This window comes from Deinococcus humi (genome assembly GCF_014201875.1).
GTDB classification, from domain to species: Bacteria; Deinococcota; Deinococci; order Deinococcales; family Deinococcaceae; genus Deinococcus; species Deinococcus humi.
The window spans coordinates 119,643-141,553 of the sequence record NZ_JACHFL010000014.1 but is presented as its reverse complement, the minus strand read 5'-3'; the positions used below and the strand labels follow the sequence as shown (position 1 = coordinate 141,553).

Here is a 21,911-nt window from a genome sequence, read left to right as displayed (position 1 = left end):
TCTGCTTTGGAAAGCCCTAAAGCTTTCCCTTCACGAGTCTGGAGACGTCTCCGGGGTGGAAACATCCGCTCGTCCGCCTCTGTCGATGCGGTCCTACTCTCGCACTGCTTGGTCTGTCATGCTGCCCGCCTCGCTTGAGGCTCAGAAAAGATACAGGCCATTCGCCTTTCTGTCAACACCTCCCAATTCACCTTTCGTCAGTCCTTGCTGAGATGCCAAGAAAAGCCGTCCCACACGCCAAACTTGGCCGCCGAGACTGATGCGTCTCGCAAAGATCAGACCGCCTGATGGACGACTCCCCTAGGTCAGCAGTGGAAGCTCGTAGCGACAAAGTGATCACGAGACAGCGAGGCGACGACTGAGAGCCGTCTCTCGCTCATATTTTTCAACGCGCCTATACTCTTCCTTTGGCAGATGCCCGCGTTCCGTACTAAACGGGGAGACGCGGAAGGGAGGCACGCTACATGCAAGAGATGCAAGAACTGTTGGAAAAGCTGGCGTCGCTCCGGGAGTACCTTTGACATTCCCGGTAAGACACGCCGCCTGAACGAGTTGGACCGCGAGCTGAGCGACCCAGAGCTGTGGAACGATTCGGACCGCGCCCGTAAGGTCACCCAGGAAGCTGGGACCGTACGCCGCATTGTTGATGAATACAACGCCCTGAATTCGGACGCGCAAGGCCTGAGCGAGATGCTCGAGCTGGCGGACCTCGAGGAACGGGAGATGCTAGCCGAGGAGCAGCAGAGCATTGGCGCGCGGGTGGACGAGCTGTACAGAGAAACGCTGTTCACCATGAAGCACGCCGATACCGCTGCCATTGTGCGGGTCAAGAGCGGTGCAGGCGGCACTGAGTCTCAGGACTGGGCGGGCATGCTCTCACGCATGTTCATGCGCTGGGGTGAACGCCGGGGATACAAGGTTGAACTTGTGGACCAGCAGGAGGGCGATCAGGCCGGGGTACTCAGCTCAGAATTCATTATCCGGGGCGATAAGGCTTACGGGATGATGGCTCCGGAACACGGCGTTCACCGTCTGGTACGGGTCTCACCTTTCGACAGCAATAATCGACGCCATACCTCCTTTGCCTCGGTGGACGTGGTGGCCGAGGTGCCAGAAGAGGAAATTAACATCCACATTCCCGACAGTGATCTGCGCCGCGACGTGTTCCGCTCGCAGGGCGCGGGTGGTCAGGGCGTGAACACCACCGACTCTGCTGTACGACTGACACACTTGCCTACCGGAATCGCGGTCGCCTCGCAGGTAACGCGCAGCCAGATCAAGAACCACGAAATCGCCCTGCAGATTCTGAAGCAGCGCCTGTACGACATTGAGATCAAGAAGCGTGAGGCTGAGGAAGCTAAGGCGCGCGGCGAGCAGAAGAAGATTGAGTGGGGCAGCCAGATCCGCAGCTACGTGCTGGACAAGCAGTACATCAAAGACCATCGCACCGCCGTTATGAAGCACAACCCCGACGACGTGCTGGACGGTGATCTGGACGAACTAATGTGGGCTGGACTGGAATGGATGGCAGGCAAACGCGTGGCCGAGGAAAGCGCGGACGACGAGTAGGACGAGGCAGCCCGGTGAGGGCTGGAGCGGTCCAGCTACTCTATGCCCTAAGCTTGTTCAGATCAGCCAAAACAGCGTTCCACGAACGGTTTGCCCTGACACGACAGACTCAACAGCCGGGAGGAGCGGGAGCGACTTCACGGTAAGGTCAGCGTGCAGGGTGGTTTAATGGGGCCCTCCCCTTCGCAGAACCTGCTGCCTTTCTGTCTTCACTCCGTTTCACGTGTCCGCGAGAGTCCACCCATGACTGAACCCCACAACCGTGCCATTGCTGGCTATACCCTGCACCGCAGCCTGGGCCGTGGGAACACGTCGCTGGTGTGGCTGGCAACAGACCCAGCCGGACGCGAGGTGGCTCTCAAACTGCCACACGAGGAAACCCTGCGCGTGCAGGAGGCCGCAGAGCGCTTTGGAAATGAGGTCCGGCTGACTCTTCAGTTCCGACATCCGCACGTGGTCCAGGGCTACGCGGGCACGCCGTTCGGCCTGGGGGCATTCCTAGCGATCCGGTATTACCCGGACGGAGCCTTGAACGAGCAGTTGGCCAGGAGTCAAGGGCGGACCCTGCCCCCCGCCGCTGCCATACGGCTGCTGGCTGACGTGGCCTCGGCCCTGACGTACCTGCACCATCTGGGGGCGGTTCACCAGGATCTCAAGACCCACAACATCTACGTCGACGGGGCTGGCCGCGCCGCGCTGGGCGATCTGGGCAACACGTATTTCGTGGCGCAGGGGGGACAGGTCAGCGGCAGTCCGTACTACATGGCCCCAGAGATCTACCACGGCGAGAGCAGCAGCGCCGCCAGCGACGTGTACAGCCTGGGGATCCTGATGTACGAGTTGCTCTCGGGGCAACGCCCTTACCAGGGCAACACCTACGAGGAACTGATGGTCGCCCACATGACCCGTTTTCCAGCCCCGCTGACCCATTTGAACCCGGCAGTCTCACGGGGCGTGTCCCGCCTGGCCGAGCAGGCGCTGGCCAAACGCCCTGGCGAGCGTCCCCACGCCGACGCGATCCGCCGCGCCCTGCTCAGTGATCTGGGCGAAACACCGCAGGACGAGGTCTACGAAGACCCCAACACCCCACCACCCATTCAGGAGGCGGGCAAAAATATCCGCGTGGGGCGCCACGGACCCTCGCAGCCACGCAGCGCTCCTGCGCAACCAGAGGTCAAGCCGGAACAGGAGCGCAGCGGAGGCTGGAATCCGTTCAAGCGACGCAAATAATCAACGCCGCTCTCCTTGCTGACCCCAGACCTGCTGAAAGGTCAGGGGCGGTTCAACCGTAGCTGTTGAACCCTCTGACCTCGCTGGCCCGTACCGCTTTCAGGAAGTCTCGCCATGCTCTACAGGACTGCTTCTACCCTCACCGCCGCCCTACTGATTGCCGCCAAGGCAGCACAAATATGCCTGCCGTCCCCGAGATGAGTGGCAAGACTATGGTGCACTATCTGCCCTATACCAAAGCCACCTGCGACGCCGCCAGAAGCACGAAACACGTGCTGTTCTTCCATGCGACGTGGTGTCCCAATTGTAAGGTCGCCGACTCCGACATCGTGAAAAAGCTGGGCGAGATTCCAGTGGAGCAAATGCTGCCGTAAAGCAGAAAGGAGAGGGCCCCGGCAAGTCCAATGTCGGGGCCCTCTCCAATTGCCGCTTATTTCTGAACGAGGTAGGCGCTCTGGATCACGTCCGGAGTACCGGGCATGCCGGGCTGGATACGGGTCAGCTTATCAAGTACGTCCAAGCCTTCCACCACCTTGCCGAACACCGTATGGCGACCATCCAAGTGCGGGGTGGCGGTGAAGGTGATGAAGAACTGGCTGCCGTTGGTGCCGGGGCCGGCGTTAGCCATGCTCAGCACGCCCTTGCCGCTGTGACGGTGCGAGGAGCCGAATTCGTCCTCGAACTTGTAGCCGGGGCCGCCCGAACCGGTGCCGGTAGGATCGCCGGTCTGAGCCATGAAGCCGTCAATGACGCGATGAAACTTGATGCCATCATAGTAGTGGTGACGCAGCAGGTACGCGAACGAATTGACGGTCACGGGCGCATCGTCGGGGAACAGCTCCACGACAATGCGGCCCTTACTGGTTTCCAGAACAGCGCGGTACTCCTTACCGGGTTCAATACCATCACCCAGCTCAGGAGTGCTGGAGAACTTGGTCTGGCGCTCGGCGCTCAGTTCGGGGGCCTGGGTAAATCCGTCGGCGGTGTAGGTGTCAGACATGGGGGCATTGTAGCGGGGTGAGATTGCCGATCGCGAAAACGGTTCCCTCACGTCGCCTCATCCAGCCACCCCATTCAATCGGCACCGTCCAGACAACTGCCCCCGATCCGCAGCTTGAACGGATGCCTTAAGAGAGAGGACGACCCTCAAACTCTTCCAAGACTCAGATCACCCATTCCCCGCCGCGCATCAGCGGCTCGCGTTTGCCGTCCGCCGTGAGACCGTCGACATCGGTTCCCGGCGTGCCGATCATCCAGTCCACGTGGATCAGGCTGTCGTTTCCACCCGCCGATTGCAGGGTGGCCTCGTCCTCGCCGCCCTGGACGTTGGTGGGATAGCAGCGTCCCAACGCGATATGGCTGGCTGCGTTCTCGTCGAACAGGGTGTTCAGGAACAGCGTCCCAGTCTGCGCCACCGGGGCGGAGGCAGGCACCAACGCCACCTCGCCCAACCGGGCCGCCCCGTCGTCCGTGGCGATCAGCTGCTTCATAGTAGCCTCACCCCGCCCGGCACTGACCTCCACAGCCTGACCGTTCTCAAAGCGCACGCGGATGTCCTCAATCAGCTGCCCACGGGCGCTGAGGGCCTTGGAGGCCACCGCCACACCGTCCACCCGCTCACGGTGCGGCGCGGTGAAGACCTCATCGGTGGGCAGATTGGGAACGCCGTAAATGCCGTTGCGGGCCGCCTCTCCTCCACCCTGCCAGATGTGGTTGTCGGCCAGGCCCACGGTGAGGTCTGTCCCCAGTTCACTGCGGAAGTGCACGGCGCGGTACTGCTTCTCCGTCAGCAGCGTGGTCAGGCGTTTCAATTGTGCCAGGTGTGCGTCCCAGGCCCCCACCGGATCAGGCGTGTCGGCACGCGTGACCTGGAAGATATCGGTCCACAGTCGCGCGACAGCCTCAGTTTCAGACAATTCGGGGTACACGCGGGCGGCCCAGGCGGGTGTGGCCATCGCCGCCACTGTCCAGTTGACCTGAAAGCTGCCGATCGCCTCGCTGACTTTCCGGCCAGCGCCAGCCTGCAGCTTGCTGCGGCGCGCCACACGCTGCGGGTCAACGTTGGCCAGCAGCGAGGGATCGCTCCCGACGATGCTAATGAAGGCGTAACCATCGGCCACCATGTGCTGCGACTCCTCTGAGAGCCAGTCCGGCAGGTAGTCCACGGCCGCTTCCGAGCCGTCCTCAAACAATGCCAGCGCCAGATGCTGATCGTGGTAATCCACGCGCACGTCCTCGGCTCCAGCACGGTACGCCTCGCGAGCCACCAATCGCGCCAGCTCGGCGGCCTCGACAGGCGCGTTGACCAGCACCTTACCGCCCGCAGGGAGGTTGACGCCTGTGCGCACGAGCAATTCGGCGTAGCGGGTCAGCTGGGTCTGGAAGGCAGCTTCGGCTGAGCCTGTGGATGAAGAGGTCATAACCCCAATCTACAGGCGAGGCCACGTCCTGAGGTCGTCCCCGAGAAGGTCCACTGACCTCTCGCTGCTGAATCAGGCATACGCCTTTACCGATCCGCGCAGCCCGGCCTGCACCCTGGACCTCTGGCCCCCTTACCAGCCCTCGATCTGCCGCCCGGCCTCGAAGGCGGCTGCACCCGCCGCAACCGCCAGATTGAGGCTGCGGCCCCCACCGGGTTGCGGCAATTTGAGCGCTGTTAGCCCCTCCCGCAACCACACAGGCAGTCCGCGCGATTCCGAACCGAACAGCAGATAATCACCGCGCCGGAACCCCGCCTGTGTGTACAGCGTGGCCGCGTGGGTGGAAAAGGCGAAGACCCGTACATCTGACTCCAGCCCGGTCTGAAAAGTCGTCCAGCTGGCGTGTTCGTGCATCTTCACGCTTCCCAGGTAATCCATCACTGCACGCCGGAACTCGCGGTCGTGCAGATGAAAGCCGAAGGGGCGGATCAGGTGCAGTTCAGCGCCCAGAACAGCGCAGGTGCGCGCCACATTGCCCACATTCCCGGCCTTTTCCGGTTCGAACAGCACCACACGCAGTAGGGGTGTCATTCAATCCTGCAGTTGTGTGAGCAGCGCGGTGACGCGCGTCTGAACGTGGGCTGGGGCCAGGCCCTCGGAAGTCTTGAAACTAACTCCAACTTCGCTTTCACTCAGGCCCAGCAGAGCGGCCACGTTGCTGGCAATCTGGGCGCGGAGCGGTCCTAGCCGGGGCTTGTCCATTGTGACGACCAGGGCGATGTTGACCGGGGTGTACCCCCGTTCACGCACCAGTTCCAGCACCCGGCCCAGGATTGCGCGCGAATCCAAGCCAGCCCACAGGGGATCGGTATCGGGAAAGTAATCCCCGATGTCTCCAAGTGCCACTCCTGAGAGCAGCGCGTCAGCCACCGCATGCAATACGGCGTCACCATCACTGTGGGCCACGGTTCCGAACGCGGCATCCGGCACAGGGACGCCGCCCAGAATCAGGGAATGTCCTGCCGCCAGTCGGTGCGCGTCCTCCCCGTAACCAACGCGAATCACCGGGCCTACAGGCACAGATGCAAAAACCATGGATGAAGAATAATCGTGTTATGGATTAGAAGATGTTCGTCGCCCAACTGCGCGATGGACCGAGGATGGGATTCCCACCCAACAAACCGAAAGAACTGAATGCGCCAGACTGATATCAATGCCCCACCTGTACATTCTTTCCTGGCCTCTCCGACCATATGTCCAGGCGATGATGGGCAAAACTTCAAGGCCGCTCCCACTGAACTGGGCGCAATCATCGCTGCTCAGCGCCAGGCAGTACTGTCAAAATGCTCCAGTGCGCCCGCATAGATAGCCATTAACTGCTCATGGTTGCGTTCGGGAGTGTAGGAGGCCTGAAACGTCTTGTGGGCCAGTTGACGCATCTGCTGGCGTTCCATCGTGTGGTTCCACAGCCACAGCACCTGGGCGGCCAGATCGTCAGCGTCTCCCGGATGGAACAGCAGACCCGTGCGCCCCGGCTCGATCAATGCGCCCAACGCCCCAAGTTCACTCCCCACAACCGGAAGCCCCACGCCCCAGGCCTCGACCAGGGTCATGGGAAAACCCTCGTACCATTCGGAGGGCAAAACCAGAAAGGCAGCCTCCTGCATCAGCTGCAGCACCTCCGCGCGGTCACGCTGACCCAGCCAGCTGACTCCAGGCAGCTGGCGCGTGGCCGCCTCCACCTGGGGAGCCAGTGGACCGTCACCCAGGATCTTCAGTGGAACGGTCCCGCCCAGGGTGGCCCAGGCCCGCAGCAGGGTCTCCACACCCTTCTCCGGCACCAGCCGCCCCGCGAACAGCGCATAGCCTCCATCGCCGGCAGCAGGGCCGGGGCTGGCCTCCAGAAAATTGGGCTTGACCGCGATGCGTTCGGCCGGCAGCCCACCCGCGATGAACTTGTCACGGGCAAATTCGGTCAGGGCGATGTAGGCGTCCACACCGTCGCGGTAAGTCCCCGCGGCGTGGTGGACCGTCTGCATGGCTGCCACCACTGTGGAGGCACTCAGGCTGTCGCGGTAGCAGCGGTGGCGCACCGCGCTCAGGGGAAGCTGCCCCAGACAGTCCTCACAGACATGCCCATCACGGAAAAATAGACCGTTGGCGCACAGCAGCCGGAAATTGTGCAGGGTCTGCACGACAGCAGCCCCAGCGGTCCGCGCACCGCCATATACAGCAGGCGAGAGCAATGGGAAGGTGTTGTGAAAATGCACGATCTCTGAGCCATGTTCACGGACCAGGTGCTCGATCTGTTGACCCATCCTGGCATTCCAGAGGGTCTGGGCAGCGGCCCGGAGGCGCGGGGTTTGCCCGATGACATCGTTGCTGACCATGAAGGTCTGGACGTCATGACCATGACGACGCAGCAGGGCCGTCTCTGCGCGAAACACCACATCCTCGCCACCAGCCTGCTGGTAGAAGTTATGCACCACCAGCACCCTCATTCCATTGACTCTACTACGGTAGGGCGCCCTGCGCCCTGGTAAATACGGCGGTACTCCTGTGCCATACGAGCCAGACTGAACCTCGCGACAATCTCTGCGTGATGGGTTGCCACCATAGCCACGTGATGGCTGTAGTTTTCCACGGCTACTGCCAGTATCCGGGCCAGGGCAGGCACATCTTCAGAGTCACACAGCAGTGGATAGCCGGGAGGAAAGATCTCACTCAGTCCCCGCACCCGCGTGGCGACCACCGGCATTCCAGCCATCAGCGCCTCGACGGCCACCAGACACAGCCCCTCAAAACGCGACGGAACCAGCATCACGTCGTACTCGGCCAGATGTTCGGCCAGGTTGGCAACCGGCTCGGACAGCGTGACGGTCCAGGGCAGGGTATGGGTCTGGATCCAGTGGCGTAACGTCCCTTCCAGACCGCCGCGCCCCAGCAGTGTGACCTCTACCGGTCGGGTAGTCAGAGCTGAAGCGGCGGTTAACAACTCGGGCAAGAGATCTACCCCCTTCTGCGGCTCCAGACGGCCTGCGAATAGTACCCGGATGGGCCGGTTCGACGAAATGTTCCTGTCCATGGGGAGTCGCGGGTCCGCGATCATGACGCCGTTGTAAATCACCTGGGTCCTGGCTTTAGGTGTCAGCGGGATACGGTGGTCTGCCTGGAACTCCCACAATCCCTGGAGACAGGCCGCCGACACCCCTACCGCCCGCGCCGAGTACAATCGCCGTTCCACCACCTGTCCAATCGCCCCCCAGGCAGGCCACAATTTGGAATTGTGAATCGTACGGATCACCTGCAGATTGCGGGGTAAGCCCAGCATCGAGGCAACGGCGAAGATCGTTTCAGGAATCTCCGTGTGGACGTGGATCACTTCAGGCCGCAATTTCCAGATCAACTGGCGCAACTTCAGGCCCGCCTGTACCGCTCCACCCCTCTTGAAGCCCAGAGCCGTGCCGCTGTGAACCGGGATCGCCAGCCCGCTCAGGCGCCGGGCCATGTCCTGGCCCACAGCATTGTCGGCAATGCCCCCCACCGCGAAGAAGGAAAAGTTGAATTCGGCGTGCAGTTCCTCGGCCAGAGAGATCGCCACGTTCTCGGCTCCCCCCATGTCCAGATGGGTGATGACGTGAAGGATACGTGGATAAGCCGGATGCCTCATGCAGAGCACCCAGTCATGGCAAAGACAGTCAGCAGGACCCTGATCACACGGACACCTCTTACACGAAAATGCAGGGCGGCAACGCCGCCCCGTGAAAACTCGAGCAGAAGGATTTTAGGACAACAGTGCAAGGAAAAATCACCCTGCTATCAGTATGCCCCCGAACCGCGCAGAACCACACCCACAGTTCGCATCAGGATCACCAGATCCAGCCAGATTGACCAGTTGCGGACGTAGTACGGGTCCCAGCGCTCCATCCCCAGGTTGCCCGCTTCCGAACGGCCCGACACCTGCCACAGCCCAGTCAGGCCTGGACGCACCAACACACGCAGACGCTGGGCCGGGGATGACAGTTGCTCCTGGTGATAGGCCGGCAGCGGGCGCGGTCCCACCAGCGACATCTGCCCCATCACCACGTTCAGCAGTTGTGGCAATTCGTCCAGACTGGTCTTGCGCAGCAGGCCACCGATGCGCGTAATGCGCGGATCACGGCGCAGCTTGAAGTGGGTCTCCCACTCCAGGCGCAGTTCAGCGTTCTGCTCCAGCGTGCGGCGCAGCACTTCCTCAGCATTGGGCACCATGGTCCTGAACTTCCAGGTAGCGAAGGGCTGACCGTTCAGGCCCACACGCCGCTGCAAGAACAGGGGGTTGGTGCGGTCTTCCAGCCAGATCAGGGCGGCCAGAAGCGCACAGACCGGGAGCCACACCGGCGCTGTCAGGATCACCGCCAGCAGATCGAAGACGCGTTTGACCATCTGGGCCAGCGGATCGAGCAGATTGCGTGCCACTTCCAGCCCCAGCACTCCACCGAAGTCATTGGCCTGGACCCACAACGACTCGACCTCGAAAAGATCCGGAACGATGATCACCTTTGGATAGTGCGCCAGAGGACCTTCCAGCATCTGCACCAGCTGCGCCCGGTCCAGACCCGGCATGGCCACGACAGCCACTGGGGCCTGCTGATCCCAGGGGTGAGGCAGGGTTCCCACCGGCCCGATCACCGGCACACCCAGCACGGCGCTGCCATGGAACAGCGGATTGTCGTCCAGGATAGCGGTGGGCTGATAGCCGTAGGTTGGGTTCTCGCGCAGGGCCTGCACCATCAGCGTTCCGGTGACGGCCGCCCCATAGATGACGGCCGGCACCCCCCACAGACCAGCCCGCAACATGATCTGCTTGACTGCCGAGCGCATGATCAGCACCAGAACCCAGCTCAGAATCAGCCCCATGGCCAGCGAAAAACGGCTGACCATGTCAGTTTGCTGGGTCATGAACAGCACGCCGGTCACGGCGGCGAAGACCAGTACGGTCAACTGGGTCACGCGCTGCAACTCGGTGGGTGCGGCCAGTCCCCAGCCTGGCAGCAGGCGCATCAGCAGAGCGCCGACCACCCAGGCGAGCCACAGAAAGGGAATCAACCCCGGCACCGAACCGTCGCCGGCAAACCAGCCACCAGCCAGCCAGGGACCGTCAGGAGCGTCGCCCAACAGCGCCACCCGCAGTCCAGAGGCCAGCAGCAGGGCCAGAGTCAGGCCCAGCAGATCACCACAGGCCAGAACGAAGCCATTAAGGAGCCGCCGCCCCATCATCAACCGCACCGCTCCACGGCTGACAGCCCCAGAGGACGAAGAAGATGAGGTACTACGAATCGCTTGCATAGAAAGACTCCTGCTGGGCTGTGAAAACCATGGGATGAACTGGAAGGACAGGTGACTTGTGGCGGGACTGATCTCGGTGCTCAGTAAAACGGAAATTTGTCACGCTGTGAAGATGGCGAGCCGCTCACTTATGCTGAACTCCGCTGACTCCTGGCTGACGACATTCATCAGACCAACCCCCAACAGAACCAGTTGAATCCAGAAGATGCTGTCACATTCGTTCACAATAGTCCTTGTGAGAAACCACACAGAACCATTCTGATACCGCACATCATGTCGGGTATCTCGTTACTTGAACGTAAAACGGGCCAGGCGCTGATCAGCGCTTAAAGAAAGGCCAGCTGTGGGCGGTGCAGCCCAAGCCATTCATGCCCACTGCAACGCGTACGTGTCTGCGTCGAATTTGCGCCTCAAGCCGCCCGCGTTCATGTAGCGCACAGTGCCGAAGACCGGACGCCGCGCCCACGGACGGTCATGCAGCCCCAGCACCCAGCCGAAGCCAGCGTAACTGTTGGGATCGCGTCCGTCCTGCTCGTAGCGATTGTTCAGCCACAACATCTCCGAGTAGGCCGTGCGCGGATCAGGGGTCCACTCCAGAATCTTCTTACCCCAGTACATCCGCATGTAATTGTGCATGCGACCGGTACGTACCATCTGGTTCTGCGCGGCGTTCCAGTACGCGTCGTGGGTCTGCGCGCCGTCGAACTGCTCACGGGTGTACAGGTGTTCACGCCTGTCCCCCATGTGTTCCTCCAACGTGGCGCGGGACCACTCGGGCAGGCCGTCGTACTGGTCATACTGCGGATTGAAGGTGCAGAGGTTAAAGCTCAGCTCGCGGCGCACGATCAATTCTTCAACCAGGGCGTCCGCGCCGGGGCCACCATGTTCGCGGGCCGCCAGCGCGACCGTCAGCGGCGACAGGTGCCCGTAATGCAGGTAAGCGCTGAGGCGGCTGCTGCCCTCCACGTTGGGATCATTCCGCTGCCCGTCGTACTGCGCCAGGCTCAGACTGATGAATTCCTCCACGCGCTCCAGCGCCGCGTCCTCGCCGCCTGTCTCAGTGCCGGGAGGGACACTGTGATCGACGGGCAGGGTGGCCACCAGCGCCGCCGGATCGCCCACATCCAGTCCAGGCGCCCAGTCGTTGGTCTGCCTTTCCAAGTCATGAACCTCAAGCGGCACAAGGTAGTCATGCCATAAGCGGTGAACCTTGGGCCGAATGGTGCGCGCCGCATACTCCAGCTTGCCGCTGACGGTGTGGACGGGGATCAGGGCCTCGGATTCCACCTGGACAAGGGGAACTTCCAGCTGGGCTTTCAGCCAGTCGCGCCACGCCCGCTGAAGGTTTAGGTAACCCACATCAGTCACCACGAGGGCCGCTCCTTCGCGCGCCGCCTCCAGGGCCACTTCGGGCGGCTTGCCCAGCCGGATGGACAGCGGCACGCCGCGCGCGGCCAGATTGACCCTCAGATCGCGCAGACCCTCCAGCAGATAGTGAAAGTGGCGAGCGTTGGCCTCCGGGTAGGAAGGGGTCAGGCCGAACACAGCCACCAGCGGCAAGTCCAGGTCGTTGGCCTGCCGGACGGCATATTCCAGCGCGTGGTTGTCACGGGTCCGCGCACTGGCCTGGACCCACAGCAACACGAATCTTCCCCGTTCAGGCATGCCGGGCCGCAAGGGCTGGATACGCGAATCGTGAATCATGACCGTTTTCTAGCGCGTCAGCTGCGGCACGACGGTGGGAGAAGGAGCAGACACTGCCGCCTCAGCCTTCTGGAAGCCGCCGCACCGGCAGCCTCACCCAGCCCCGGCGCGAGATCCAGCGCAGCGCGATCACAGTGAGCACACCGCCCACTTGCGCCTCGAACGGCGTGACGTGCGGGTAGAGCAGCAGCACCGCCAACGCGCCCGCCGCCGCCGCCGTGGCGTACAGCTGATCGCGGCGGTACATGACTTCCGGCACCTCGTTGGCGATCAGGTCACGGATGATGCCCCCGCCCACCCCGCTGATCGCCCCCGTAAAGACCACGCCCAGCGGCCCCAGCCCGAAATTGATTGCCCCCAGGGCTCCGCTCGCGGCGAACAGTGCCAGCCCCGCCGAATCGAACAGGCTGATGGCGCGCTCGAACCGGGCCAGCCGCTCGCCGAAGCCGAAGGCCAGCACCGACCCCAGCAGTGCCGCGTACAGGTAGGATTCGTCACGCAGGAACAGGGGCGGTGTCTGCCCGGTCAGGGTGTCACGGATGGCTCCACCGCCCACCGCTGTCACGCAGCCCAGCACCAGCACCCCGAACAGATCGAAGCGCTTGCGGACGGCCAGCAGCGCTCCCGACAGCGCGAAGGCCAGTACTCCGATCAGATCGAGCCAGTGCAGTCCCGCTTGCAGCGTGATCGGCGGCGGCAACAGTTCATGCACGCTCCGCACTGTACAGGCCGGGAGACCGTCCCCAGCCTGCTCCAAGACAATGCCCCAACTATGGGGACTCGTCTCAGCCCCGGCTCATGGGGCCAGGGAATCGGCATGTCACGCTGGGGCTATGAACATCTCGATCAAGAAGCTGGCATTGGTCCTAAGCCTGTCGAGCGCGGGCCTGCTGGGCCTGGCGGAGGCCGCGACAGCCACCACGACGTCTGCCGCCAATCTGCGCCGGACGCCATCCGTGGCCGGCCAGATCGTGCGGACCGTTCCGGGCGGCACCCTGTTGACGGTCGCCTGTGCAGGCGAGTGGTGCCGCACCACGTACCAGGGGCGCGGCGGCTATATCGCCCGCTCACTGATGCGCCCAGTCAGCGGCAGCGCGGCACTGATCGGTCCGGGCAACGTGTACTACGCCAGTTGTGCTGCCCTGCGCGCCGCCGGAGCTGCACCGATCCGCGTCGGCAAATCGGGCTACCGGACCGGACTCGATTCCAACCGCAACGGAACCGCCTGTGACCGCGGAGACCGCTGAGGCTCAGCATGGGCTCCATCTCATGCTTTGTTTTGTAAATCAGAGTATGATGTATTTATGACTGCCACTGCTTCCAACCCTTTCGCGCCTTCCGCGCCCGACAAGTTGCGTGTGGACATCTGGTCTGATATCGCCTGTCCGTGGTGCTATGTCGGCAAGCGGCGCTTCGAGGCGGCCCTGCACGACTTCCCCCAGCGCGATCAGGTTGAAATTGTGTGGCACAGCTTCGAGCTGGACCCCACGGCGCCCAGCAATACCCCCCTCCAGATGGGTGAGATGCTGGCCCAAAAGTATGGCCGCACGTCGGCCCAGGCACAGGAAATGCTGGACAGCATGACCCAGACGGCGGCGGGCGAGGGTCTCGAATACCACTTCGAGAAGACGCGTCTGACCAACACCTTCCTGGCGCACCAGCTGATCCATCTGGCCGCCGAACACGGCAAACAGGACGCCATGAAGGAGCAGCTGCTGAGCGCTTACATGTCCGAAGGACAGCATGTGGGCGATGTAGAAACCCTGGTGACGCTGGCCGAGCAGGTCGGTTTGAACGCTCCGGAGGTCCGCACGGCCCTGGAGAGCGGCAAGTATGCCGGGGCCGTCCGTCAGGACGAGGCGCAGGCGCAGGCCCTCGGCATTAGCGGTGTGCCGTTCTTCGTGCTGGGCGGCAAGTACGGCGTCAGCGGCGCGCAAGGAGCGGAAGTGTTTCGCGGCGCACTGGAGCAGGTCTGGACCGAGACACACCCCGCGCCGCTGACGCTGCTGGGGGCGCAGAACGACGCCGAGGGTTGTGAGGACGGCCAGTGCGCGGTGCCGGCACGGCAATAGACCAAAGGGCTCGGGCAGATCGTGGAGGGGCTGATTCCCTCAGGACAGCTCACGAAAGGGGCAGCAGATATATTCTGCTGCCCCTTCCTGTTTTAAAGATCACCCTTACAGCGACGCGGGCGGCTCGCTGGCGGCTGGACGGGTCTTGATCAGGCTGATGATCACGCCACCGGCCAGCAAACTCATGGTCACGCCCAGACTGATGGCCGGATCAAGCTTGCCCCACAGCTGGGCGTAGAAGATCTTGAGGCCAATGAAAACCAGGACCAGCGACAGCGCCGGCTTGAGGTACTCGAAGCGGTGAACCATGGCCGCCAGCGCGAAGTACAGTGCCCGCAAGCCCAGGATGGCGAAGATGTTGGAGGTGTAAACGATGAATGGGTCCTGCGTGATGGCGAAAATGGCCGGAATCGAGTCCACGGCGAAGATCACGTCGGCGGTCTCCACCATGATCAGCGCCAGCAACAGTGGTGTGGCGAAGGTCTTGAGTTTCCCGTTCACCATCTGCTTGACCGTAAAGCGCTCACCATGCAGGGTGTCGGTTATGCGGAGGTGCTTACGCAGCCACACCAGCAGTCTGTTATTCGAGAAGTCGTGCTCCTCGTCGCCGCCACGGAGCATCTTGATGCCCGTGAACAGCAGGAACGCGCCGAAGATCCACAGCACCCAGTCGAACTGGGTGACCAGCGCCGTGCCGAGGCCGATCATGATCGCCCGCAGCACGATCACGCCCAAAATGCCCCACAACAGTACCCGACGTTGCAGCTTCAGCGGAATGGCGAAGAAGGCAAAGATCAGACTGATCACAAACACGTTGTCCAGCGCTAGCGCCTTCTCCAGCGCGAAACCGGTGTAAAAGGCCATCCCCGACTCGCGGCCCAGTGTCAGCCACACCCAAACGCCGTAGATCAGCGCAATAGCAATGTAGAAAGCAGACAACCACAGGCTCTGGCCCACGCCCATCACGCCGTCGTCATCGGCAGGCAGCTTCCTCTTGCGGCGTTTTTCCAGCACACCCAGGTCAAAGGCCATCAGGGCAATCACCACGCCCAGGAAAGTCACCCACATCCACACGGGTTTACCCAGCCACTCAGTCAGCGTCAGAAAGGAAAGATCCATACCGTCTCCTTGCACCGAAGACGCCCCGTCTGGGGAAGGGCCAGGGACCAAAAAAGACCCGGCACGCCTTCACGTGCCGAGTCTCGCCGTTTCAGAAATGCACCGGGATTTAAGCCCGTATTGACGATGCATTTCCCTGCTTTCAGCAGGTGGCTACTCCCTCGTTGCCAGACAATTTAGCAACTGCGAGATCTAACGAGCCTTAATAAACCTTTGATGATCTGATCTGAAGAGGGCAAGCGCTTAGGAGATCATAAGTTTCACTGACTTGTGATCGGCGTCTCCACATGCAGGGTGTAGCGCTGGACCGGATTGCTTTCCAGACTGCGGATGTAGGTCTGACTCCCTTCGGGCAAGTACACGTAATGCTCGGCGCGGGACCAGCCCCCGTTCAGCTTCCAGGCCTGCTGCATGTTGGGCGCGGCAGTCTTGAAGCTGACCGTGAACGGCTGACTGGCGTAGGCCACGCGGTCATGTGTCATCAGGTTCAGGGTCTCGCCGTCATCGCGGGTGCCGTTGGTGTTGTGATCCTGCCACATCGACCAGTGCAGAAAACGTGCCTGCGCGTCACCGATGTTCGCCTTCACGCTGCCTTCCACGATCCCGGCAGGCAGCAGCAAGGTCACGTCCTGCGCGTTCTTCTCCTCAGCCTTCCACCCGTCTGGATCAACCTCGATGCGGGTGGCTCCGGCGGCCACGCTGCGCTGGTACACACTCGTGCCCTCCTGGGTCAGCAGGGACAGGTAAGTGTTCGCGGGGGCGGCGGGAAAACGAACCTCCACGCCCGTGGGCAGTGGTGGGCGGCCCCCGTCGGGCGCATCGGCGTTGCCCGCCGAGCACGACGCCAGCAGCAGGCCCAGCCCGCTCAGGGCCAGCAGGTTCATGCGCTTCATTTCAGACCTCCCAGGCCCATCGAGATCAGGCGGTTGGTCGGCTCGTGCAGCCGGATGGTCAGGCCCTGGTCGGGGGCGAGAACGCTGTTCATGGTCACGCGGTACTGACCGGGCGTGGCCGTGGGTTGCAGCACCTCATGGCGCACCAGACTCCAGCCAGAGACGCGCGTGCCCCTCTCCTCCGACTTGCCATCCGTGCTGGAAAAGCTGTAACTGAAGGCCGTATCGGCATAGCTGTAGATGTCGTGTGTGTTGAACACTTCCTCACTCTTGTCGGGTTTGCCGTTGCCGTTGGCCTCGCGGAACAGGGTGAAATACACGTTGCAGGTCTTGACCGTGTCCGGTGTCACCACCACATTCTGCAGTCCCGCAGCCTCACCCGTCTTGAAGGGAGCCAGGCAGGCCACATTGTTTTTGAGAGGGTCCAACGCATAGGAGGCCAGTTGCAACGTGCCGCCGTTGACTATGGCGCCCGAGTTGGAGTCGCCCGGATAGGCGTAGTTTCCATCCCGGGTGAGCGTCCCTTTGGTCAGTACCTGCACCCGCTGGGCTGGGTCCGAACTTTCTTGAAAGAAGAAGGCGGCCAGAGTCAAATTGCCTGTCAGGGCCGTGTCTGGAAAGCGGAATTCCAGAATTGTGGAGGAAGATGGCGGTGAAGGGATCCTGGGACAGGCGGTAAGCAGCGACATCATCAATGCGCTTCCACTCACTGCTACAACAGCGTTCTTAGGAGAACTTTTCATATCTCCCATAGTGTAACCGAGGCCACGAAGCTGCGTGGACGAATTCGCCGGTCTTTCTTGGTGCGGGCAACCTGTGCAACCCTGGACCCCTCGTTCGAGGACCAGCAGGATTGCGTAGTTAGAACCCCGGATTCACTGCGGCGCCGCCCAGACGGTATTGGAAGGCCATGCGCTGCGGGCCGATGATCTGTGAGCCGCCCACCGTGCCCAGCGGCGTGCCGCGCGCGACGCGGGTACCGACGCTGACCAGCGGTTCGGACAGCCCGAAATACGCGCTGATGGCGCTGGAATGGTCCACCAGCACCACCCAGCCCAGCGAGGCGTAATACGTGACAGCCAGCACGTTTCCTTCTAGGGCCGCCACTGCGTGTGAGCCGTCGGTCCCGGCCAACACCACCCAGGGCGAACCGCCACTGCCGTAAGCGGCGCTGACCTGCCCACCGGGCAAGGGAAACTCCAGAGGGCCGCTGACCGCAGGCAGGGGCTGCAACTCCTGCACCACCCGGTCCTGCGCGGCCTGCACCTGCCGACTGCGCTGCTGCAAAGCAGCCTGCTCACGCTGAAGCTGCTGCTCCCTGGCGCGCTGCTGCTGTTCGCGGGCGGCCTGCTGCTGGGCCTCGCGGGCGGCCTGGGCGCGGGCCTGGGCCTCAGCCTGCTGCCGGGCCAGCTGTCTGGCACGCTCGGCGGCCTCGCGGGCCCGCTGGGCCGCCTGTTCGCGGGCAATCCGCTCCTGTTCGGCGCGAATTGCCGCCAGGCGGATCGCCTCCTGGCGGGCACGTTCCTGCGCGATGCGGATGCGGCGTGCTTCCTCCTCTCGCCTCTTGCGTTCCTCTTCCAGTCGGCGCTGACGCTCGGCCTCAATGCGTTGGCGTTCCGCCGTGACCTGGGTGATCAGTCCGTCGATGGTGCGGGCGGTCAGGGCGCGGTCTGCCTGCCTCTGGGCCGCCAGGGCACGCTGGCCCTGCTCGCTGTCGCGCAGACTGGCCAGCAGGCGCCCCTGCTCGCCGCGCCGCGCCTTCAGACGGTCCAGGGCGGCGTTGCGCCGCGCCCCGATGTCCTTGAGGGTCTGGGCCTGCTGGGCCTGCTGCGCCCGCTGCGCGTCTAGCGTGGCCACCTCGTCCTTGAGGGTCTGAATGATGCGGGTGTTGTACTGCCCGGCCATGTTGGCGTAACGCAGGCGGATCAGCAGATCCGAGAGACTGCGCGACTGCGACAGCAACCCCAGGTAATCGTTGCTGCGGCTGCGGTACTGCAGGTTCAGGATCTCGCGCACGTCCCCCTTGAGCCGTTCGACGCGGGCGCTGGTCATGCCCAGTTGCGAGGCTGTATCGGCCAGTTGCCGTTCGGCCAGCGCGGTGCGGGTGTTCAGCACCGCTAGCTCGTTTTCCAGATCCGCCACCTGCTCCGCCAGCGTGTCCAGTTGTGCGAGCGCCTCTTTCTGCTGGGCGCTGAGGTTCTGAATGCTTCTGCGAATGCGGTTGAGTTCCTTGGCCTGCGCCGCACTCAGCTGGCGCTGTTGCTGGAGTTCCTGCTGCAATTGCTGCAACTTCTGTGAGGTGGTCTGTCCACCGGCCCCCGGTCCGAGTAGCACCATCCCCAGCAGTAAGAGAAGACCCGCGCGTCCCGCCCCGCCCCGCGTTCCTGTGGCCACTACTCCAGCTCCCGCAAGTAACGGCGGCTGGCAAATAGGCTGCCCAGAAAACCTATCAGGATGCCCAGGGCGGCCACGCCCCCCAGCACCGGCAGCAGGGTACCAAGGTCCGTGACCACCGGAAACACCGGGGCCAGCTCGCGCACGCGACCGGCCAGCCCCAGGTAGGCCGGGGTCAGCAGCGCCAGCGCCAGTGCGGCGGCCAGCACGCCCACGATCAGACCCTCGATCACGTGCGGCATCCGGATGAAGGCGCGGGTGGCCCCCAGCAGCCGCATCACGCTGATCTCGTCGCGGCGGGCGTACATCGCCACCCGTACGGCGTTCAGGATGTTAAACAGCGTACCCAACAGCAGCAGGCCCACCAGCGCGTAGCCCGTCCCGCGCACGGCAGTCAGCGTCTTGACCGTAGGGTCCACGTAGCCCGCACCGTACTCCACATCGTCCACGCCGCTCAGATTCGCCACCACTGCGGCCACCGCGCGCGAATCCTCCACCCGGCTGACCTTCATCCGCAGGGTATCGGGAAAAGGGTTGCCCACCAGCCCCACCGCGTCGCGGGTGTACGGCGAGATCTGGCTCATCTCGTTGAGCACCTGCGCGCTGCTCACCAGCCGGGCCTCTCGCACCTGGGGCAACCCCCTGACCTGTGACAGCAGACCGGCGGTGTCCGCCTGTGGCGTCAGGAAAGCGGCCACCTCTACCTGAGATTCCAGCTGGCGCAGCGTGCGGTTTACATTCAGGGTGAGCAGCAGCACGAAGCCCAGCATCAGCAGGGTCAAGGTCATGGTGACCAGCGTCGCCAGCGTGGCCGTGAAATTGCCGCGCATGGCGAGCAGCGCCTGACGAAGATGGTAGATCACTGGCCTGTCCCGGCGTCGCTGGGAGTCTGCGCCACCTGCCGCATCACAGTGCGTACCCACCGTACGGATCGTCGCGCACCAGCTTGCCCTTGCGCAGCGTCAACGTGCGGTGGCGGTAGCTCTCCACCAGATCGCGGGCGTGCGTGGCGACCACGACGGTGGTGCCACGCAGGTTGACGTTCTGCAGGACCTTGAGCACCTCACGGCTGTTCTCGGGGTCCAGATTGCCGGTGGGTTCGTCGGCCAGCAGCAGCGGCGGGTCCGACACGATGGCCCGCGCGATGGCCACGCGTTGCTGCTCGCCCTGCGACAGTTGCACTGGCAGGGCGTACTTCTTATGTTCCAGGCCCACGGTCCGCAGCGCCGCCGTGACCCGGGCGGGCCACTCACGCTGGTGCACGCCCGTGACGCGCAGAGCGAACGCTACGTTGTCGTAGGCGTTCAGGTGCGAGAGCAGCAGGTTGTCCTGGAACACCGTCCCCATGCGCCGGCGCAGCAGCGCGGTGCGCCGGCCCCGGTAATGCTTGAGGGACTGTCCCGCTACCCGCACTTCGCCGCGGGTGGGCAGCGCCCGCTTGAGCACCAGATTCATAAAGCTGCTCTTCCCGGCCCCTGAATGCCCCACCAGATACGCGAATTCGCCCTTACCGATTTGCAGGCTCACGTCGTCCAGGGCCAGGGTGCCCGTGATGGGATACGACAGCGTGACGCTGTGAAACTGAATCACGCCGCCCCTCCGGCGCGATAGATGGGGCGGGACGGGCAAAAGGAGCGGCTCATGGTCACTGCCCAGCATAGCCCAGACCATGAATGTCAGCTCAGGACGCTTCTCAGAATTGCGCCTTGGCTGGCCGCGGAGGCATTTTTGAGGTTTTGCTGAGCCGGGCCTGTCACTTGCACTTCAGTAGCCCCTCAGCGGGGCGCACTATGCTGACCGGGTGAATGCCAAACGCCTGACCATCGTGGGGGCGGCCCTCGCGGCCACCGCCGCCGTTGCCTACGCGCAGCTCGGCGGTTACACCCAAGCCAACCTGACCAGCACGGCCGAGGGCAAAACGCTGCTCAACGTGATCGCTGATCTTAAGCAGTATTACCTGTACCCTATTGACGAGAACAAACTGCTGCGCGGCGCGATCAACGGCGCAGTGGGCAGCCTGAACGACGAATTCACGTACTACAGCCAGCCTGAAGACAACGCTATTGACCAGGAAAACCTGGCGGGCAACTTCTACGGAATTGGCGTGCAGCTGATCGCCGCGAATGCGGACGGCACCGGCGGCAAGATCGACAACGTGTTCAAGAGCGGCGCCGCCATAGGCGCGGGCGTGCAGATCGGAGACGTGTTCGTCAAGGTGGACGACACGGAAGTGATCAACAGCAAGCTCAACGACATCGTGCGGCTTGTACGCGGCAAGCAGGGCACCACTGTCACCATCACCTTTGCGCGCAATGGCAAGCCCTACACCGTCAAGATGGAGCGTCAGCCCGTGACCATCGTGGATGTCGAGGAAACCATTCTGCCCGGCAACGTCGGTTACATCGCCCTGAACACTTTCTACAACGAGAAGGTCAGCCAGCAGTTCCGGGCCGCCGTCGCCGACATGAAGAAGAAGAACGTCAACAAGCTGATCCTGGATCTGCGCGACAACGGCGGCGGCCTGCTCAACGCCGGGGTAGACGTGGCGGACCAGTTCCTGCAGAGCGGTCCGATTGTCAGTCTGCGGGACCGCAACAAGAAGACCGAGGTCTTTGGGCGGGCCGCCAACCAGAAGACCGACTACACCGGCAAACTGGTGGTGCTGGTCAACAAGAACAGTGCCTCGGCCTCCGAAGTGGTGTCTGGAGCCCTGCAGGACGAGGGCCGTGCCCAGATCATCGGCGAGCAGACCTTCGGCAAGGGTGTGGCGCAGATTCCGCTCGAACTGCCCGACGGTGGCAAGATCGCCATCGTCGCCAACGAGTGGCTGACCCCCAAGGGCCGTCAGATCCACAAGAAAGGCATCACCCCCGATGTCGTGGTGGCCGACACCCGCTACACCGCTCCGCTGAACTTCACCGGCAGCGGCCTCAAGGCGGGCGACAAGATCACCCTGAGCGTGGCGGGCAAGCCCGTGACCGTCACCGCCGACAAGGATGGCAAGTTCACCTACACCGGCGAGATCAAGCGCCCATCGAAGAGTGCCACCCAGGGCGAAGCGGTGGTAGACGTGCAGAGCGACGCCATCCTGAAGAAAGCGCTGGACCTCCTGAAGTAAGGGCAAAAACTGCCTGGGCCTCTCCCCCGCCGGGGTGGAGAGGCTTTTCCAGTTGGTGGAGTAT

Annotated in this window: 21 protein-coding genes; 6 read left to right on the top strand and 15 right to left on the bottom strand. The window is 63.1% G+C overall.

Translation table 11 applies throughout. The features are described 5' to 3' along the window. Positions 1-473: 473 nt before the first annotated feature. The 3 genes from prfB to HNQ08_RS20205 all read left to right on the top strand — a co-directional run bounded on the left by prfB (position 474) and on the right by HNQ08_RS20205 (position 3,173). Positions 474-1,569 (top strand): peptide chain release factor 2 gene (gene prfB, locus HNQ08_RS20215; RefSeq protein ID WP_184136230.1). Its coding sequence is split into 2 segments (ribosomal slippage): positions 474-518 and positions 520-1,569, totalling 1,095 coding nucleotides; the frame shifts between segments, so codons are not numbered across the junction. Between the two features lie 243 nt (positions 1,570-1,812). Next, positions 1,813-2,799: a serine/threonine-protein kinase gene (locus tag HNQ08_RS20210; RefSeq protein WP_184136205.1), complete on the top strand. Its 987-nt coding sequence runs from the start codon at positions 1,813-1,815 to the stop codon at positions 2,797-2,799. A 179-nt stretch (positions 2,800-2,978) separates the two neighbouring features. Then, positions 2,979-3,173, top strand: a complete 195-nt coding sequence (locus HNQ08_RS20205) for a hypothetical protein (RefSeq protein WP_184136203.1) — start codon at positions 2,979-2,981, stop codon at positions 3,171-3,173. A gap of 56 nt (positions 3,174-3,229) precedes the next feature. Here the strand turns inward: HNQ08_RS20205 and HNQ08_RS20200 are convergent, their stop codons facing one another. The 9 genes from HNQ08_RS20200 to HNQ08_RS20160 all read right to left on the bottom strand — a co-directional run bounded on the left by HNQ08_RS20200 (position 3,230) and on the right by HNQ08_RS20160 (position 12,963). Continuing rightward, positions 3,230-3,799, bottom strand: a complete 570-nt coding sequence (locus HNQ08_RS20200) for a peptidylprolyl isomerase (protein ID WP_184136201.1) — start codon at positions 3,797-3,799, stop codon at positions 3,230-3,232. 163 nt (positions 3,800-3,962) lie between these two features. After that, positions 3,963-5,219, bottom strand: coding sequence for an aminopeptidase (locus HNQ08_RS20195; RefSeq protein ID WP_184136199.1), 1,257 nt, complete (start codon positions 5,217-5,219; stop codon positions 3,963-3,965). Positions 5,220-5,351: 132 nt separating this feature from the next. Further along, positions 5,352-5,810, bottom strand: coding sequence for a TrmH family RNA methyltransferase (locus tag HNQ08_RS20190; protein WP_184136197.1), 459 nt, complete (start codon positions 5,808-5,810; stop codon positions 5,352-5,354). Further along, the gene (ispF, locus tag HNQ08_RS20185) at positions 5,811-6,314 is read right to left on the bottom strand and encodes a 2-C-methyl-D-erythritol 2,4-cyclodiphosphate synthase (protein WP_184136195.1); all 504 of its coding nucleotides are present in this window, start codon (positions 6,312-6,314) and stop codon (positions 5,811-5,813) included. A gap of 224 nt (positions 6,315-6,538) precedes the next feature. Continuing rightward, positions 6,539-7,720, bottom strand: coding sequence for a glycosyltransferase family 4 protein (locus tag HNQ08_RS20180; RefSeq protein ID WP_184136192.1), 1,182 nt, complete (start codon positions 7,718-7,720; stop codon positions 6,539-6,541). Beyond that, entirely contained in the window at positions 7,717-8,889 is a 1,173-nt protein-coding gene (locus tag HNQ08_RS20175) for a glycosyltransferase (RefSeq protein WP_184136190.1), read from the bottom strand. The genes HNQ08_RS20180 and HNQ08_RS20175 overlap by 4 nt, the downstream gene beginning before the upstream one ends. Before the next feature lie 149 nt (positions 8,890-9,038). Then, positions 9,039-10,478 carry an undecaprenyl-phosphate galactose phosphotransferase WbaP gene (gene wbaP / locus HNQ08_RS20170; RefSeq protein ID WP_229790140.1) on the bottom strand — a complete coding sequence of 480 codons (1,440 nt, stop codon included), beginning with the start codon at positions 10,476-10,478 and terminating at the stop codon, positions 9,039-9,041. Between the two features lie 435 nt (positions 10,479-10,913). Further along, positions 10,914-12,251, bottom strand: a complete 1,338-nt coding sequence (locus HNQ08_RS20165) for a deoxyribodipyrimidine photo-lyase (protein ID WP_184136186.1) — start codon at positions 12,249-12,251, stop codon at positions 10,914-10,916. A 61-nt stretch (positions 12,252-12,312) separates the two neighbouring features. Continuing rightward, the gene (locus tag HNQ08_RS20160) at positions 12,313-12,963 is read right to left on the bottom strand and encodes a TRIC cation channel family protein (protein ID WP_184136184.1); all 651 of its coding nucleotides are present in this window, start codon (positions 12,961-12,963) and stop codon (positions 12,313-12,315) included. A 121-nt stretch (positions 12,964-13,084) separates the two neighbouring features. Between HNQ08_RS20160 and HNQ08_RS20155 the strand changes: the two genes are divergently transcribed. Beyond that, positions 13,085-13,498, top strand: coding sequence for an excalibur calcium-binding domain-containing protein (locus tag HNQ08_RS20155; protein WP_184136182.1), 414 nt, complete (start codon positions 13,085-13,087; stop codon positions 13,496-13,498). 57 nt (positions 13,499-13,555) lie between these two features. Next, positions 13,556-14,323 carry a DsbA family oxidoreductase gene (locus HNQ08_RS20150; protein ID WP_184136180.1) on the top strand — a complete coding sequence of 256 codons (768 nt, stop codon included), beginning with the start codon at positions 13,556-13,558 and terminating at the stop codon, positions 14,321-14,323. A gap of 105 nt (positions 14,324-14,428) precedes the next feature. Here the strand turns inward: HNQ08_RS20150 and HNQ08_RS20145 are convergent, their stop codons facing one another. The 6 genes from HNQ08_RS20145 to ftsE all read right to left on the bottom strand — a co-directional run bounded on the left by HNQ08_RS20145 (position 14,429) and on the right by ftsE (position 20,319). Further along, positions 14,429-15,442 carry a TerC family protein gene (locus HNQ08_RS20145; protein WP_184136178.1) on the bottom strand — a complete coding sequence of 338 codons (1,014 nt, stop codon included), beginning with the start codon at positions 15,440-15,442 and terminating at the stop codon, positions 14,429-14,431. 260 nt (positions 15,443-15,702) lie between these two features. Next, positions 15,703-16,335: a hypothetical protein gene (locus HNQ08_RS20140; RefSeq protein ID WP_184136176.1), complete on the bottom strand. Its 633-nt coding sequence runs from the start codon at positions 16,333-16,335 to the stop codon at positions 15,703-15,705. Then, entirely contained in the window at positions 16,332-16,928 is a 597-nt protein-coding gene (locus HNQ08_RS20135) for a hypothetical protein (RefSeq protein ID WP_184136174.1), read from the bottom strand. Before HNQ08_RS20135 ends, HNQ08_RS20140 begins: the two co-directional genes overlap by 4 nt. A gap of 268 nt (positions 16,929-17,196) precedes the next feature. Next, the gene (locus HNQ08_RS20130) at positions 17,197-18,672 is read right to left on the bottom strand and encodes a murein hydrolase activator EnvC family protein (RefSeq protein ID WP_184136228.1); all 1,476 of its coding nucleotides are present in this window, start codon (positions 18,670-18,672) and stop codon (positions 17,197-17,199) included. Positions 18,673-18,728: 56 nt separating this feature from the next. Next, on the bottom strand, positions 18,729-19,592 hold the full coding sequence (locus tag HNQ08_RS20125; protein ID WP_184136172.1) for a cell division protein FtsX: 864 nt from the start codon (positions 19,590-19,592) through the stop codon (positions 18,729-18,731). 43 nt (positions 19,593-19,635) lie between these two features. After that, positions 19,636-20,319, bottom strand: a complete 684-nt coding sequence (gene ftsE / locus HNQ08_RS20120) for a cell division ATP-binding protein FtsE (protein WP_184136169.1) — start codon at positions 20,317-20,319, stop codon at positions 19,636-19,638. Positions 20,320-20,530: 211 nt separating this feature from the next. On the opposite strand from ftsE, the gene HNQ08_RS20115 reads away from it, so the two are divergent. Beyond that, positions 20,531-21,847, top strand: a complete 1,317-nt coding sequence (locus HNQ08_RS20115; RefSeq protein ID WP_184136167.1) for a S41 family peptidase — start codon at positions 20,531-20,533, stop codon at positions 21,845-21,847. The last annotated feature ends 64 nt before the right edge of the window (positions 21,848-21,911 follow it).

Coding starts and splice junctions, on each gene's coding strand:
- HNQ08_RS20210 (WP_184136205.1), top strand. CDS start 1,813: ATGACTGAACCCCACAACCGTGCCATTGCTGGCTATACCCTGCACCGC.
- HNQ08_RS20205 (WP_184136203.1), top strand. CDS start 2,979: ATGCCTGCCGTCCCCGAGATGAGTGGCAAGACTATGGTGCACTATCTG.
- HNQ08_RS20200 (WP_184136201.1), bottom strand. CDS start 3,799: ATGTCTGACACCTACACCGCCGACGGATTTACCCAGGCCCCCGAACTG.
- HNQ08_RS20195 (WP_184136199.1), bottom strand. CDS start 5,219: ATGACCTCTTCATCCACAGGCTCAGCCGAAGCTGCCTTCCAGACCCAG.
- HNQ08_RS20190 (WP_184136197.1), bottom strand. CDS start 5,810: ATGACACCCCTACTGCGTGTGGTGCTGTTCGAACCGGAAAAGGCCGGG.
- ispF (WP_184136195.1), bottom strand. CDS start 6,314: ATGGTTTTTGCATCTGTGCCTGTAGGCCCGGTGATTCGCGTTGGTTAC.
- HNQ08_RS20180 (WP_184136192.1), bottom strand. CDS start 7,720: ATGAGGGTGCTGGTGGTGCATAACTTCTACCAGCAGGCTGGTGGCGAG.
- HNQ08_RS20175 (WP_184136190.1), bottom strand. CDS start 8,889: ATGAGGCATCCGGCTTATCCACGTATCCTTCACGTCATCACCCATCTG.
- wbaP (WP_229790140.1), bottom strand. CDS start 10,478: ATGATGGGGCGGCGGCTCCTTAATGGCTTCGTTCTGGCCTGTGGTGAT.
- HNQ08_RS20165 (WP_184136186.1), bottom strand. CDS start 12,251: ATGATTCACGATTCGCGTATCCAGCCCTTGCGGCCCGGCATGCCTGAA.
- HNQ08_RS20155 (WP_184136182.1), top strand. CDS start 13,085: ATGAACATCTCGATCAAGAAGCTGGCATTGGTCCTAAGCCTGTCGAGC.
- HNQ08_RS20150 (WP_184136180.1), top strand. CDS start 13,556: ATGACTGCCACTGCTTCCAACCCTTTCGCGCCTTCCGCGCCCGACAAG.
- HNQ08_RS20145 (WP_184136178.1), bottom strand. CDS start 15,442: ATGGATCTTTCCTTTCTGACGCTGACTGAGTGGCTGGGTAAACCCGTG.
- HNQ08_RS20140 (WP_184136176.1), bottom strand. CDS start 16,335: ATGAAGCGCATGAACCTGCTGGCCCTGAGCGGGCTGGGCCTGCTGCTG.
- HNQ08_RS20130 (WP_184136228.1), bottom strand. CDS start 18,672: ATGGTGCTACTCGGACCGGGGGCCGGTGGACAGACCACCTCACAGAAG.